Below are 14,979 nucleotides of genomic sequence, written 5' to 3'. Positions count from 1 at the left end.
GTAAAATGAGTGTTCTTGAAGTAAAAGGTTTAACAAAAGTATATCAATCAAAAGGTTCGGTAACGACGACAGCGCTAAATAATATTAACTTTAAAATTGAAGAAGGTGAATTTGTCGGTATTATGGGACCATCAGGAAGCGGGAAAACAACGCTTCTAAACTTACTAGCAACAATTGATAAGCCAACATCTGGCCATGTATATATGAATGGTGAAGAAATTAGTCAAATGCGTGCTGCAAAACTTGCAGCGTTTCGCCGTACACACTTAGGGTTTATTTTCCAAGATTTTAACTTACTTGATACGTTATCAATTAAGGAAAATATCATTTTACCGCTTGTGATGGCAAACCGTCCTGTGAAAGAAATTGAAGCGAAAGTATTAGAGATTGCAAGATTTTTAAATATCGAAGAAATTTTACATAAAAAAGTGTATGAAGTATCAGGCGGTCAGCAACAACGTGCGGCAGCAGCGCGTGCTATTATCCATCAACCAACTTTAATTTTAGCTGATGAGCCAACAGGGAACTTAGACTCCAAGTCAGCAAAATCATTAATGGGGGCTTTGCAGGAACTTCATGAAGAGAAGAAAGTAACGATTGCGATGGTAACACATGATCCTGTCGCTGCAAGCTATTGCGAACGTATTTTATTTATTCGTGACGGCGAAATTTTCTCAGAGATTCATAAAGGAGAAACAAAGCAAGCCTTTTTCCAAGAAATATTAGATGTACTTGCGATGTTAGGGGGAGAGTACCATGAACTTTCGCCAGCTCGCGTTTAATAATGTCAAAGGAAATTGGCGTAATTATAAAGCGTTTTTAATTAGTAGTTGTTTATCGATTTTTGTGTTCTTTATGTATGCTTCGTTTATTTATCATCCAGATGTCGTGAGTGGTAATATTAGTGAGAAAATGCGTGTTGAAAAAGGATTAGAGACATGTAATTATATTGTTATTTTATTTTCCGGGTTATTCATTTTATATTCCAACTCCATCTTTTTACGGGCTCGTAAAAAAGAGTTAGGGCTATTCACTTTAATTGGTGCGACAAAAGGACAATTAGGAAGAATGATCATGCTAGAGCAAATGATTCTTGGATGCATTTCAATTGTCAGTGGAATTGCTCTTGGTATGCTCGGTTTACCACTCTTTTTTAAAGCAGTAAGTGCTGTAATAGGAATTGAAAAAGCATTGCCATTTGTCTGGAATGGAAAAGCGATCATAATCACTGCCGGTGTATATTTGATTCTCTTTTTCGTGTTATCATTATTTGGATTATGGACGATATGGAGATTGCAAATTATTGATCTACTTCGCGATGCAAGAAAACAAAGAGTCGAGCCGTTTTCGTTTACATGGTTATTTTTAGCCGGATTACTAAGTATTATCGTTGCTTACGTTCTTTGTTTTCAAGTAACGTTCATGAACCTTACGGTGTATTTCCTTCCAATTGTTGGTTTAACGATTATCGGAACCTATTTTTTATTCACACAAGGAAGCGTTGTTTTATTAAAAGCATTGCAAAAGAGAAAGTCGCTTTTTTATAAGCAGCCGAATTTGTTTGTTATTAGTAATCTCGTTTATAAGATGAAAGATAACGCACGTTTTCTATTTGTTGTTTCGATCATCACAGCAATTGTTGCATCGGCAATGGGGACGTTATACGTCTTCTTTGAGGATATGAGTGCAAAAGTAGTGCAGCATTCTCCGCATGCTATTTCCATTCAGGAAAAAGGGGTCAACTCTCATGAAGTGGTGAAAGAAGAAACATTGCAATCACTACTTAAGAAACATAATTTTGAACAGGCACGAAAAGTAACCGTAACAGAAATACCAGGAACTTTTCATATAAAATGGATGAATGAAGACCGAGAATTTGATATAAAAATTATCTCTGAGCAAGAATTTAATGCAGAAGCGCGAAAGCAAAAGGAAGAAGAGATTCATAATAAGCCGGGAACTGGCACAATGGTTGTGTTGGATATGATGAATGAAGTTATGAAATTTGATACAACGAAGCCTTTTACATTTAAAGTACAAAATCAATCGTATGAGCTGAAGTTAAATAAGCCATATACAAAAGCGATATTTAATACTGGTAATTTATTTGTTGTAAATGAGCAAGACTACGCCAAGTATGCAGCTGTTGTCCCAGATACAGAAAAGATGATGTATTACGGCTATTATATTCAGAACTGGAAAGATACGGAGGCTCTCGTGAAAGAATTGAAAGGTCACATCGCCGATGATAAAAAAGCGAATTTTGATAATTCTATTCTTGTTTATCAAAGTGTAAAAGAAAATGGTGCGATTACGATGTTTATTGGTTTTTTCATAACAATATTGTTCTTCTTCTTTGCTTGCAGCATGACATACTTTAAGTGGTTTAATGATAAAGAACAAGATCGTATTCAATTTCATTCTTTAAAACGAATTGGTATGACGGATCAAGAAATTCGTAAAATTGCAGTTAGACAAATGGGAGCGATTTTCTTCATTCCTATCTTGATAGGTATTTTACATAGCGGGTTTGCATTATATACGTTAGGAAACATGTTGTATTTAGACTTATGGAAATCAGGAGCGGTTATTATTACAGCATACGTACTAGCATCAGCATTATATTTTGCAATTGCCCAAAGAGGGTATTTAAAGCACGTAAAAAGCTAGGAGTTCCTAGCTTTTTATGTATGTAACGGGTTTTAGAGGGGGTAGAAAGGTGAAGTTTTACCAACTTACTTTTCAAAATGTTAGAGGGAATTGGCACAACTACAAAATATTTTTCTTAAGTAGTTGTTTTTCTGTATTTGCCTTTTTTATGTATACGTCTATTATTTTGCATCCTTACATGAGTGATTTATATAAGGGGATACAAAATGGGCTTATTGTGTGTGATGTGATTGTAATTGCTTTTTCCGTTATATTCATTCTTTATTCTAGTTCGATCTTTATACAATCTCGTAAAAAAGAATTTGGGCTATTTATATTAATGGGAGCTACGAAAGTAAATGTCATATGTATGATGATCATGGAGCAAATGGTAGTTGGACTCATTGCGAGCTTTGCCGGGATTGTGATTGGTTTACTATTTTTAAAGCTATTTTTTATGATTTTTAGTTTATTGCTTAATATGCCAAATCAATTGCCGTTTATTTTTAGTCCAAAAGCTGTTGTTATAACGATTATCACATACGTCACTATGTTTCTTTTTTTATCGATTTTTAGTGCACTACGTATATGGAAAATCGAAATTATTCATTTATTAAAGGAAATTCAGGGAGGAAAGAAGGAAACAAAAAGTAAGAAGTGGCTTTGGTGGTTCGGTTTCGTCTGTATAGGAATTGGCTATGGTTTAACAACAAAAGTGACGATGATGAATATTGCTTTGTATTTTATACCTGTTTCCATTTTAACGACAATTGGTACATATTTTGTATGCACACATGGTACGATCCAAGTATTACAAAGGATTAAAAGTAGAAAGAGTGTGATGTATCAATATCCGTATTTATTCGTGGTCAATCATTTGTTACATACAGTAAAAGATAATCGACGTTTTTTCTTTATTTTATCTATGTTAACAACGATAGTAGTAACAGCTACAGGCTCTGTCTATTTATTTTTTTCAAGTATGAAAGAACTACTTCGTTACGATCAGCCTCATGCTTTCTCATATGTTGAAAAAGGAATTGGTTCTAAGGAAGTAATCGAGAAAGAAACGGTTGAAAGTCTGTTCCGTAAGCACGGTGTCGATGATTTTCGTTATGTAACGTTTGTTGGAATCCCGGTGACATTTCAGTTAGATTCTAATAAAGAGTTTTATGCAACTGTGATTGGAGAAGATGAGTATAATAGAGAAGCAAAAAAGCAGTCGAAGCAGCAGGTGCATCCGAAAGAAGGAACAGTAACATTTGTTTATTATGGCAATTATAATGTTCCGCCTCGGCACCATAAGAAGTATATAAATTTTAAAGTGTTAGAAGAAACATATCAATTTGCATATAACGGAGCATATGAAGGAAATGTATTTAATACGGATACTAACCAGCGTAGTGGAAGATTTCTTATTATGCATAATCAAGATTTTCAGAAGCTTTCTCGTCAGGTCCCTGACCATGAAAAATATGCATATAGCGGATATGAATTAAGAGATTGGAAGAATACAGAAGCGTTAGGCGAAGAATTACAAGCTCACATTTCAAAAGGAACGGAAGGGATAACGCGCAATAATATGCTCATATATAAGGCGACGAAAGACGGAGGGAATCTCGTATTATTTATCGGTTCGTTCATTAGTGTTCTCTTTTTTCTTGCGTCCTGCAGCACAGTTTATTTTAAATGGTTTCATAATATTGAATATGACCGCATGCAATATCAAGCTCTTTTAAAAATAGGGATGACAAAGCAAGAAATATATAAGATTTCACGTTGGCAACTAGGAGTTCTATTCTTTTTCCCGGTTTTATTTGGATGCATACATAGTGCAGTTGCCTTGCATACATACTACGTTGCCTTTTTTTTATCTAAATCATTTGGGCTCGTTTTAGAGATCATTGCAGTTTATCTCATCGCGTGTATACTCTATTTCTTCTTTGCGCAAAAAGAATATATGAAACATATAGGCTAGCTCTTGCTAGTCTTTTTGTTTTAATATTCTAAAAATAGGTAGAAGAATATAGATGTTTATGGTATAACAGTAAGAAAACGAAAAAGAGGGGAAAAGATGACGATTCGAGTTGGCTATTTAGGACCAGAAGCAACATTTACAAATATGGCGGTGAGTCGCTTCTTTCCTGAGGCTGAACATGTACCATATCGAACGATTCCAGATTGTATAGATGCAGCAGCAAATGATGTTGTAGACTTTGCCGTTGTACCGCTGGAAAATGCGATTGAAGGCTCAGTAAATATTACGATTGATTATCTTGTACATGAGCAAACGTTGCCAATTGTTGGCGAAATTACAGTACCTGTTCAGCAACATTTGCTCGTTCATCCGCAGTACGAACAAGTGTGGCAAGACGTATACGCAGTACATTCTCATCCGCATGCGATTGCACAGTGTCATAAGTTTTTGAATCAAGAGTTAAAAGGTGTGACAGTGCGGGATATGACATCAACAAGCGCTGCTGCGCAGTTTGTGATGGAACATCCAGAAGAAAAAATTGCGGCAATTGCAAATGAGGCTGCAGCTGAAAAATATGGATTATCTATTGTCCAACGTGATATCCATACGCATAAAAATAATCATACGCGTTTTCTCGTAGTGCATAAGAACGAACAAGTTGAATTACCGAAAAATGGGGAGCGCCGCGGGACGAAAACAACGCTTATGGTAACGTTACCTTCAGATTATGCAGGGGCGTTATATCAAGTATTATCCGCATTTGCATGGAGGAAATTAAACCTTTCCAAAATTGAGTCGCGTCCGATGAAAACGGGCCTCGGCAATTACTTTTTCTTAATTGATGTGGAGAAAGAGTATGATGATGTCCTGCTTCCAGGAGTAAGAATGGAGTTAGAAGCACTTGGCTTTTCTGTCACACTACTTGGGAGCTATTCCTCTTATTGGGTGTGAAAAAGAAAATCCCATTGCATATGCAGTGGGATTTTTTATGTTAATTTTTCAAGTCGTGCGGTCAATGATTTTTGCCAATCTTCTGCGAGCTCGGGAACTGCGATAATCTTTTCTATGCCCTCTACATCTTTTTGCCCTCGGAAATAGACTTCGTTAGCAAATAAAATGGAAACTTGCTGTGGATGACGTTCGAGTAATGTAATTTGTGAATCTTTACGAACCGTTCCCTCTTGCAGAACGCGGCATAAATATCCTGTATAGCCAGTTTCAACAATGCGAGGTAAAATACCAGGAATACCGAGTCGTTTCGAAATTGTACTGCATGGGATTCTTCCTTGCGTTACTTGAACAATTGCATCTCCAAGCTGATAAATGTCACCAATACAAACGTCCTGCTCTAACATATTTGTAACTGTTACATTTTCTCCAAATGCAGATGAGGGAAGTGATGTATGAAATTCCTTTTCCCACAACGGATAATGTTCGCGAGGATAGACACAAACGGCACGATCAGGCCCTCCGTGATAACGTAAGTCCGCAACACCATCTCCTCGAAATCCATCTTTTGATAAAAAAGCATCCTCAACAAGCTGTTTACATATACCAGTTGTCATTTCCTTATCTTCGGCATATTGGATTGTTTTTGGTTTTCCGATGCTAAAGTGAATGAGTTCGATTCCCATATATTTTCTCCCTTCCCATCATTTTTTCTATTGTAGCATGGATAAAAACAAAAAAATGCACAGAGATAGTAAAAATTCTCTGTGCGTTTTTTTAATGAACAAGAAATCCAGCTCGGTCTAATGCCTCACAAGCTGCATTTAATTTTTCAATAGAATCTGCTTCAATTGTATGCAGATGAATTCCATCTGTAAGTTGAGATAAATAAGTCGCTTTTGTTTCTTCAATCTTTTTTAAATACTGTTCGAGTTCAAATCGATTACTTACCAGAATTAAAGCAGTTAAATCTCCGTATACTGGATGTTCCACTTTTACATCTTTAATTGTAACTCCATGGTCAACGAGTAGAGTAAGCTCTTGGCGTACTTGTGATGGTTGATGCTTGGAAACGATAATGCGCTCGAATGTAGTATGTTGTTTTTCTGACGGTCTTAAATATAAATATCCTTGTGCCGTTGCAATAATAGGTTCGTTTCGGGCTTTTAATAAAGAAATATCTTGTACGATGACCTGACGGCTTACGTTTGTTTTCTTTGCTAATTCACTGCCGGACAATGGTTTACTTGCAGCGAGGAGCCATTCTAAAATGAGCTGTCTCCTTTCCTCTCCTAAAATCTTTTTTTGTTTATTTTGACTCATTTACTATTAACACCTCTATTAAATTGATTTCCGATTGCTATAAGTGCATGGATTGTTGCATCAATATGTTCTGTTGTTGTTTGATGTCCGAATGAAAAGCGGACATACTGCTTTGCCTCTTCATATTCTTTGCCGATGGCAAGCATCGTTTTAGAAGGCTCCTGTTTTCCAATTTGACAAGCGCTTCCTGTAGAAATAGCAATACCGCGGCGATTGCATTCTAGCATTGTATACTGTCCTTCTATTCCTTTTATTGTAACCCCAATGATATGAGGTAAACAAGAAGTAGAATGGCCTTCAATTTGTATTTCCTGTGAAATGGCTTGTAATTGCTGGGTAAAGTATGCTCGTAATTCTTGTAAACGGGTCATTTTCAGTTGTTGATTCTTTAACATGTGCTGCGCTGCTGTAATAAACGAAGCAATGCCAGGGACATTCACGGTGCCGGGACGAAATCCTTTTTCATGAGAGGTGCCAGGAAATACTTGCCCCCAACGAACTTGTGGATTTATATAGCATGCTCCCACCCCTTTTGGACCGTAAATTTTATGAGCAGAAACAGAGAGACTATCAATATTCATCTTAGTTACATCGATTGGTATTTTCCCAAATGTCTGCACGCAATCTGTATGAAATAAGACGTTATGTTTTTGAAGAATTGCCCCAATTTCAGCAATTGGTTGCAGCGTTCCAATTTCAGAGTTTCCATGTTGGATGCTAGCAAGTACAGTGTGTTCTGTAATAGAATTTTCGAGTGCATCAAGTTGAATCATGCCAAAGCGATCTACAGGGATTTCAGTAATTTCATAGCCTTGCTTTTGAAGAAGGTGAAAGTAATTTCGGATAGATGCATGCTCCATAGGTGTTGTAATGATATGCTTTCCGTTTCGAGTATTTAGTAATGATTGAATCGCAAGATAGTTGGACTCTGATCCGCCGCTCGTAAAAAAGACCCCTTGTTCTTTCCCACTAATCATTGTAGCAAATGCTTGGCGGCAAGACTGTAATAATGAGGAGGCAGTACCGCCAATATCATGTAAGCTTTGTTCATTTCCGAAATAATGTTCAGCGGCTTTTGTATACGTCTCTAGCGCTTCTTTACTCATCGGTGTTGTTGCAGCATAATCCATATATATCATAGAGCATAGCCCCTTCTTTATAAGATTTTATAAAAAGCTCTTGTTATTATTTTAAATATATGTAAATATAGGTGTCAAGACAGTTGAAAAGTGTAAAGTAGGGGGCAATGAAAATGCCAAATGCAGATGTCTTAATTATCGGAAGCGGGGTTGCAGCGCTGCGTGTTGCACAAACAATTTGTCACGAAAAGAATGTGATGATTATCACAAAAAAAACGAGACGGAATAACAATACAAATTTGGCGCAAGGCGGGATTGCAGCAGCAGTTGCTTCATATGATCATCCGGATGTTCACTATGAAGATACGCTTACAGCAGGATGTCATTATAATAATCCGGAAGCTGTTCGTTACTTAGTAGAGCAAGGGCCAAATGAAATGAAAACATTATTAGATAACGGTATGCGCTTTGATAGTGATGAACGAGGATTACATCTTGGAAAAGAAGGTGCGCATCGAAAACGACGTATTTTACATGCGGGTGGGGATGCGACCGGGAAAAATTTGCTAGAGCATCTTGCAGAGCAAGTATTTCCGTATGTGACGATTGTTGAACAAGAAATAGTCTTGGATTTTATAATAGAAAATCAAACTTGTCATGGTGTTGTAGCGCGTGATCGTGAAGGGAATATACAAACGTATTACGCACAGTGTGTTGTACTGGCAACAGGCGGTATTGGTGGAGTGTATGCATTCACTTCCAATGATTGTACGGTTACAGGTGATGGGGTAGCGATGGTATATAGGGCTGGAGGAGAACTTGTTGATTTAGAATTTGTACAGTTTCATCCAACGATGCTATATGTAAATGGGGATTGCTGCGGTCTTGTGTCAGAAGCGGTGCGCGGAGAAGGCGCTATTCTTCGAAACGCAAAAGGAGAGCGGTTTATGACGCATATTCATGAACAACAAGACCTTGCACCGCGTGATGTAGTCGCGCGTGCCATTCATGAACAAATGTTAGCTGGTGAAATGGTGTACTTAGATATCTCATCTATTTCAAATTTTGAAGAACGTTTTCCAACCGTTTCTTTTTTATGTAAAAAGAATGGCGTTAACATCGAAAATAAGTATATTCCTGTTGTACCAGGCGCTCATTTTCATATGGGTGGTGTAAAAACAAATTGTAATGGGGAAACATCAATTCATCGTTTATATGCAGTGGGAGAAGTCGCGTGCAATGGTGTACATGGTGCGAACCGCCTTGCGAGTAATTCGTTATTAGAAGGCCTTGTATTTGGAAAACGTGTAGGGGAACACATTTTAGCAAATATTGAGCCGCAAATTGTGACTAGCGATGTAATGATACAAGGTGAATTAGAACACATGCAGTTACCGCAAAAAGAAGAAATACAAGAGATGATGATGAAATACGTTGGGATTGTCCGTACGGAGGAAGGCTTATCATATGCGAAGCAATGGCTAGAGCAGTATGGAACATATAATAAAATGCTTCCATATGAAGACCTTACAAATGAGGATATAACAATTATTAATATGTTAACTGTTTGTCAGTTACTAACAAAAGCTGCACTGCAAAGAAAAGAGAGTATTGGCGGTCATTATCGCAGTGATTTTCCAAAGCGTAGTAATGAGGTGCACGAAATTGTAATGAGAAAGAATAAATTACAATTTGCATAGTGAAGGGAAAAGAGGGGTTCTATGAATACGTTAAAAGTAAAAGAGGCATTGAAACAGTTTTTTCTAGAAGATATCGGGGAGCGAGATGTAACATCACAGCTTATTTTTCCAAATGACTTGCAAGCACAGGGAACGTTTCTTGTTAAAGATACGGGTGTTTTTGCAGGGGTTGATGTAATTAAGGAAGGTTTTACATTATTAGATAATCGAATTGAAGTTACACTCCATGCAAAAGACGGAGATATGGTAACAAACGGAGATATTCTTGCCACTGTACAAGGACCGATTGTTTCTTTATTAACAGCTGAGCGTGTTGTGCTAAATGTTATTCAGCGCATGAGTGGCGTAGCAACGATCACAAGAAAAGCAGTTACTGCACTCGGAAGCGATCATACACGCATATGTGATACGAGAAAAACAATGCCAGGACTTCGTATGTTTGATAAATATGCTGTTGTATGCGGCGGCGGTTATAATCATCGCTTTGGATTATATGATGGTGTCATGATTAAAGATAATCATATTGCGTTCGCTGGCTCGATTACAAAAGCGGTAACAGCAGTGAAAGAACAACTTGGACATATGGTGAAAGTAGAAGTAGAGACAGAAACGAAAGAACAAGTGTTAGAAGCTGTTGCTGCTGGAGCGGACATTATTATGTTTGATAATCGTACGCCCGAAGAAGTACGTGAATACTGTAAGCTTGTCCCAAGTATGATTGTTACGGAAGCTTCAGGTGGTATTACGATTGAAAATTTAGCAGAGTATGGTCAAACAGGTGTGGATTACATTTCGTTAGGATTGTTAACTCATTCTGTTAAAGCATTAGATATTAGTTTCAACATTGAAGTGTGATGGAAAGAAGGGAAAAGGGGGACTTCACAGATGAGTATTTTAGAAACAGTGCAACCGATTGAAACGATGTTACCAGAGCGGTATCAAACAATGTCAATCGAAGAAATGGAAGCGCGCGTACGTGAGATTAAAGAAAAACTAGGGGAAAAGCTTTTCATTCCAGGACATCATTATCAAAAAGATGAGGTCGTTCAATTTTCGGATTCAACGGGAGATTCCCTGCAACTTGCACAAGTAGCTGCACGCAACAAAGAAGCGAAGTATATTGTGTTTTGTGGTGTGCACTTTATGGCAGAAACAGCTGATATGCTAACAACAGATGAACAAATTGTCATTCTTCCTGATATGAGAGCGGGCTGTTCTATGGCTGATATGGCTGATATCGAACAAACAGAGCGAGCTTGGAAAGAATTGCAGCAATTATTCGGAGATACAATGCTTCCATTAACATATGTAAACTCAACCGCTGCAATTAAAGCATTTTGCGGCCGAAATGGCGGTGCGACTGTTACATCTTCTAATGCAAAAGAAATGGTTGAATGGGCGTTTACACAAAAAGAGCGTATTTTATTCTTACCAGACCAGCATTTAGGACGTAATACAGCATATGACCTTGGGGTGCCTTTAGAAAAAATGGCGATCTGGGATCCGCACACAGATTCATTAGAATATAACGGGAATATAGAAGACGTTCAGGTTATTTTATGGAAAGGGCATTGTTCCGTCCATCAAAATTTTACTGTGAAGAATATTGAAAGTGTAAGAAAAAATCATCCAGATATGAATATTATTGTTCATCCAGAATGCTGTTATGAAGTTGTTGCAGCTTCTGATTATGCAGGTTCAACAAAATATATTATTGATATGATTGACAAAGCTCCATCTGGAAGTAAGTGGGCGATCGGTACAGAAATGAACTTAGTCAATCGGATTATTCAGCAGTACCCGGATAAAGAGATTATTTCGTTAAACCCATTCATGTGCCCGTGCTTAACGATGAATCGTATTGATTTACCACATTTACTATGGGCACTTGAAGCAATCGAGCGCGGCGAACATGTAAATGTAATTCAAGTAGATGAAAAAATAACAGAAGAAGCGGTATTTGCGCTAAATAGAATGTTAGAGCGAGCATAGAAGCAACGGATTTACGTTGCTTTTTCTTTTGTACATAATTTGGCTTTCATGAGCATACATTGTGTTGAAGCAATCATTGTGTTAATATCCGTTTTTATCCCGCTATTCGTGGACAGTAAGACCCCCACCTCAAGATGCAGAGAAAAGCGAAGAAGATAAGTGGGGGATAACGGTCCGTAAAAGCCCGATTGGTTCAACTAACCATCAGTGAAGGGGAGGAAGAAGCCCCTACTGATAGAAGTTTCACTTTATTATAGATAAGTTATACAGGAGGGGGAAAATTTGAAAATTCATATCGTGCAAAAAGGGGATACCCTTTGGAAAATTGCGAAAAAGTACGGGGTGGATTTTGAAGTATTAAAAAATGCGAATACACAGCTCAGTAATCCAGACTTAATTATGCCTGGCATGAAAATTAAAGTACCATCTCACAGTGTTCCGATTAAAAAAAATCCAGGTGCTGGTTCAGTCCCTCCAAAAGAATATGTAAAAGAAGTGCAGCAAAAAGAATTTCCTGTTGCGCCTAAACCTCTTGGTATAGAGGAGGAGGAGGAAACTGTTCCACAAGCTGGACCAATTACAGAAAAGCCAGCGGCGCAAAAACCGCAGAAGGAAATGCAAGTAAAACCACAAAAAGAATATCCTATCCAAAAAGAGCAGCCTATCCAAAAAGAGCAGCCTATCCAAAAAGAGCAGCCTATCCAAAAAGAGCAGCCTATCCAAAAAGAGCAGCCTATCCAAAAAGAACAACCTATCCAAAAAGAGAAACCAATAGAAAAACTACCTGTTGTTGAGAAGAAACCGGTTGTTAGCAAAGTAGAAAAACAAAAAGAGAGTACAAAGTTTTCCGTGAACATTTTACCACAGCCACCGCAACCGCCGGTAAAAGCGAAAAAAGAGTATAAAATTGCAGATATTATAAAAAAAGGTAACGACTTAATTGCTCCGCAAGTAAATAAAATGAAGGGAAGTAATGTCGTTGCACCGGAAATGAAGAAAGAAAATGTAAGTAATGTTGTTGCACCAGAAGTGAAGAAAGAAAATGTAAGTAATGTCGTCGCACCGGAAATGAAGAAAGAAAATGTAAGTAATGTCGTTGCACCAGAAGTGAAGAAAGAAAATGTAAGCAATGTCGTGGCACCAGAAGTGAAGAAAGAAAATGTAAGCAATGTCGTGGCACCGCAGGTTACAAAAGAAATTCCACAAGTGCTCCCACCTAATGTTACGATGCCAATAATGGAAAATATCCAAATGCCAAATGTGATGCCGATGATGGAAAGTAATCAAATGCCAAATGTGATGCCAATGATGGAAAGTAGCAACATGCCGAATGTGATGCCGATGATGGAAGGTAGCAACATGCCGAATGTGATGCCGATGATGGAAGGTAGCAACATGCCGAATGTGATGCCGATGATGGAAGGTAGCAACATGCCAAATGTGATGCCAATGATGGAAGGTAGCAACATGCCAAATGTGATGCCAATGATGGAAGGTAGCAACATGCCAAATATGATGCCGATGATGGAAAGTAGTCACATGCCAAATATGATGCCAATGATGGAAGGTAGCAACATGCCAAATGTGATGCCAATGATGGAAAGTAATCAAATGCCAAATGTGATGCCAATGATGGAAAGTAGCAACATGCCAAATATGATGCCGATGATGGAAAGTAGCAACATGCCAAATGTGATGCCAATGATGGAAAGTAATCAAATGCCAAATATGATGCCGATGATGGAAAGTAGTCACATGCCAAATATGATGCCGATGATGGAAAGTAGTCACATGCCAAATGTGATGCCAATGATGGAAAGTAATCAAATGCCAAATATGATGCCGATGATGGAAAGTAGTCACATGCCAAATATGATGCCGATGATGGAAAGTAGTCACATGCCAAATGTGATGCCAATGATGGAAAATAATCAAATGCCACCATTTGCACCAATGCCGTATCCATATCAACCATCATATCCACAACAGATGCCATATCAATTACCATATCCACAGCAAATGATGCCAGAACCATATTATCAAATGCCATATCAACAAAATCCATACTATGGCATGCCAGCAATGCAAGGGATGCCACTAATGCAAAGCATGCCACAATATGATATGCAATACGCTTCTATGCCACATCCGAATATCGCACCTATAGCAATGGATAATAATGCACCGCCAATTGCGCCAATACAAGAGGATTGTGGTTGTGATGATGAACCTAAATTGTATAGTCCGCAGCCAGGGATGCCGTATTTCCCACGTGAATCTTATCAGGAAAATTCATATATTTCGTATACACCACAGCCTGGTACAATGTATTATCCAAAAAATCCCCCTTCTGTATTTGGTACACCGTATCCAGAAGAAGAGAAAAATTAAAAAGAGTGTCAGGAAGCCGTTCTTTCATAAAGAACGGTTTTTTTGTGAGAATCTGTTTGGAAATTCGGCAAAGATTATATATATAGTATCATGAGTAAAATGAATCCTGCTGAGAAAGGAAGTAGCAGGAATGGAACAAAAAATTGAAAAACTTATTGAGTGGTTACAAACGAAAGTAAAAGAAGCAAATGTAAAAGGTCTTATTGTTGGGATTAGTGGTGGTATTGATTCTGCTGTTGTAACGCATTTAATTAAACGTGCGTGTCCAGATAATTCTTTAGGTGTGATTATGCCTTGTAAAAGTAATCCGAAAGATCAAGAAGATGCATTAAAAGTTGTAGAAAGCTCTGGAATCGATCACTATATTGTTGATTTAACAGAGACGCATAAAACATTATTTGGTGCGGTAGAAGAGCAACTAAAATCAAATGGAAAATGGGATGAAGAACGTGCAACATTAGGTGATGCAAATACACGTGCTCGCCTACGTATGACAACGCTATATGCTGTTGCAAATAATTTTGGCTACCTTGTTGTGGGAACAGATAATGCGGCAGAATGGCATACTGGATATTTCACAAAGTATGGCGATGGTGGTGTAGACTTAGTGCCTCTTGTTCATTTTACAAAAGGTGAAGTACGAGAAATGGCAAAAGCATTAGGGGTACCAGATGAAGTTATACATAAAGCGCCAAGCGCAGGTCTTTGGGAAGGCCAAACAGATGAAAATGAAATGGGTACAACATATAACATGATTGACAAATATTTGAAAGGTGAGGAAGTTCCTGAAAAAGATCGTCTTATCATTGAACGTCTTCATGCCCGCTCAGAGCATAAACGTCATTTAGCAGCAGCACCTCCGAAATTTTAAGTAAAATACTGACAGTGTAAAACCCCCCTTTGTGACTCATGATAAGAG

At 37.9% G+C, this 14,979-nt stretch carries 12 protein-coding genes; 9 read left to right on the top strand and 3 right to left on the bottom strand.

The annotated features are described in order from the left end of the window. The first annotated feature begins 5 nt into the window (after positions 1–5). From ACFQZ1_RS04435 to pheA, 4 genes are all read left to right on the top strand, one after another. Positions 6–782 carry an ABC transporter ATP-binding protein gene (locus tag ACFQZ1_RS04435; protein ID WP_377880883.1) on the top strand — a complete coding sequence of 259 codons (777 nt, stop codon included), beginning with the start codon at positions 6–8 and terminating at the stop codon, positions 780–782. Next, entirely contained in the window at positions 757–2,670 is a 1,914-nt protein-coding gene (locus ACFQZ1_RS04430; protein ID WP_377880882.1) for an ABC transporter permease, read from the top strand. The genes ACFQZ1_RS04435 and ACFQZ1_RS04430 overlap by 26 nt, the downstream gene beginning before the upstream one ends. A 49-nt stretch (positions 2,671–2,719) precedes the next feature. Further along, positions 2,720–4,627 (top strand): ABC transporter permease, encoded by a 1,908-nt coding sequence (locus ACFQZ1_RS04425; protein ID WP_377880881.1) that lies wholly within the window; start codon positions 2,720–2,722, stop codon positions 4,625–4,627. A 96-nt stretch (positions 4,628–4,723) separates the two neighbouring features. Then, a complete protein-coding gene (pheA, locus tag ACFQZ1_RS04420) occupies positions 4,724–5,578 on the top strand; it encodes a prephenate dehydratase (RefSeq protein WP_377880880.1) in 855 nt (284 codons plus the stop codon). Between the two features lie 35 nt (positions 5,579–5,613). On the opposite strand, the gene ACFQZ1_RS04415 is transcribed toward pheA, so the two are convergent. The 3 genes from ACFQZ1_RS04415 to ACFQZ1_RS04405 form a co-directional block, all read right to left on the bottom strand. Next, positions 5,614–6,261, bottom strand: coding sequence for an MOSC domain-containing protein (locus ACFQZ1_RS04415; RefSeq protein WP_377880879.1), 648 nt, complete (start codon positions 6,259–6,261; stop codon positions 5,614–5,616). Between the two features lie 91 nt (positions 6,262–6,352). Beyond that, positions 6,353–6,898, bottom strand: coding sequence for a transcription repressor NadR (locus ACFQZ1_RS04410; RefSeq protein WP_336481804.1), 546 nt, complete (start codon positions 6,896–6,898; stop codon positions 6,353–6,355). Then, positions 6,895–8,037, bottom strand: coding sequence for an IscS subfamily cysteine desulfurase (locus ACFQZ1_RS04405; RefSeq protein WP_377880878.1), 1,143 nt, complete (start codon positions 8,035–8,037; stop codon positions 6,895–6,897). The genes ACFQZ1_RS04410 and ACFQZ1_RS04405 overlap by 4 nt, the downstream gene beginning before the upstream one ends. Before the next feature lie 113 nt (positions 8,038–8,150). Between ACFQZ1_RS04405 and nadB the strand changes: the two genes are divergently transcribed. The 5 genes from nadB to nadE all read left to right on the top strand — a co-directional run bounded on the left by nadB (position 8,151) and on the right by nadE (position 14,931). Continuing rightward, positions 8,151–9,677 (top strand): L-aspartate oxidase, encoded by a 1,527-nt coding sequence (gene nadB, locus ACFQZ1_RS04400; protein WP_377880877.1) that lies wholly within the window; start codon positions 8,151–8,153, stop codon positions 9,675–9,677. A 21-nt stretch (positions 9,678–9,698) separates the two neighbouring features. Continuing rightward, on the top strand, positions 9,699–10,532 hold the full coding sequence (gene nadC / locus ACFQZ1_RS04395; protein WP_377880875.1) for a carboxylating nicotinate-nucleotide diphosphorylase: 834 nt from the start codon (positions 9,699–9,701) through the stop codon (positions 10,530–10,532). Positions 10,533–10,562: 30 nt separating this feature from the next. Continuing rightward, positions 10,563–11,669, top strand: coding sequence for a quinolinate synthase NadA (nadA, locus tag ACFQZ1_RS04390; RefSeq protein WP_377880873.1), 1,107 nt, complete (start codon positions 10,563–10,565; stop codon positions 11,667–11,669). A gap of 282 nt (positions 11,670–11,951) precedes the next feature. Beyond that, positions 11,952–14,060 carry a SafA/ExsA family spore coat assembly protein gene (gene safA / locus ACFQZ1_RS04385; RefSeq protein ID WP_377880871.1) on the top strand — a complete coding sequence of 703 codons (2,109 nt, stop codon included), beginning with the start codon at positions 11,952–11,954 and terminating at the stop codon, positions 14,058–14,060. A gap of 130 nt (positions 14,061–14,190) precedes the next feature. Continuing rightward, entirely contained in the window at positions 14,191–14,931 is a 741-nt protein-coding gene (nadE, locus tag ACFQZ1_RS04380; RefSeq protein ID WP_377880869.1) for an NAD(+) synthase, read from the top strand. The last annotated feature ends 48 nt before the right edge of the window (positions 14,932–14,979 follow it).

The sequence above is a fragment of the Bacillus sp. CGMCC 1.60114 genome (assembly GCF_042676365.1).
GTDB classification, from domain to species: Bacteria; Bacillota; Bacilli; order Bacillales; family Bacillaceae_G; genus Bacillus_A; species Bacillus_A rhizoplanae_A.
The sequence above is the reverse complement of the archived record's forward strand: the minus strand, read 5'-3'. Positions and strand labels throughout refer to the sequence as shown.

What these genes read in the sequence shown, in the direction of transcription:
- ACFQZ1_RS04435 (WP_377880883.1), top strand. Translation starts at nt 6, where the DNA reads ATGAGTGTTCTTGAAGTAAAAGGTTTAACAAAAGTATATCAATCAAAA.
- ACFQZ1_RS04415 (WP_377880879.1), bottom strand. Translation starts at nt 6,261, where the DNA reads ATGGGAATCGAACTCATTCACTTTAGCATCGGAAAACCAAAAACAATC.
- nadE (WP_377880869.1), top strand. Translation starts at nt 14,191, where the DNA reads ATGGAACAAAAAATTGAAAAACTTATTGAGTGGTTACAAACGAAAGTA.
- ACFQZ1_RS04405 (WP_377880878.1), bottom strand. Translation starts at nt 8,037, where the DNA reads ATGATATATATGGATTATGCTGCAACAACACCGATGAGTAAAGAAGCG.
- ACFQZ1_RS04410 (WP_336481804.1), bottom strand. Translation starts at nt 6,898, where the DNA reads ATGAGTCAAAATAAACAAAAAAAGATTTTAGGAGAGGAAAGGAGACAG.
- nadC (WP_377880875.1), top strand. Translation starts at nt 9,699, where the DNA reads ATGAATACGTTAAAAGTAAAAGAGGCATTGAAACAGTTTTTTCTAGAA.
- nadB (WP_377880877.1), top strand. Translation starts at nt 8,151, where the DNA reads ATGCCAAATGCAGATGTCTTAATTATCGGAAGCGGGGTTGCAGCGCTG.
- pheA (WP_377880880.1), top strand. Translation starts at nt 4,724, where the DNA reads ATGACGATTCGAGTTGGCTATTTAGGACCAGAAGCAACATTTACAAAT.
- ACFQZ1_RS04430 (WP_377880882.1), top strand. Translation starts at nt 757, where the DNA reads ATGAACTTTCGCCAGCTCGCGTTTAATAATGTCAAAGGAAATTGGCGT.
- nadA (WP_377880873.1), top strand. Translation starts at nt 10,563, where the DNA reads ATGAGTATTTTAGAAACAGTGCAACCGATTGAAACGATGTTACCAGAG.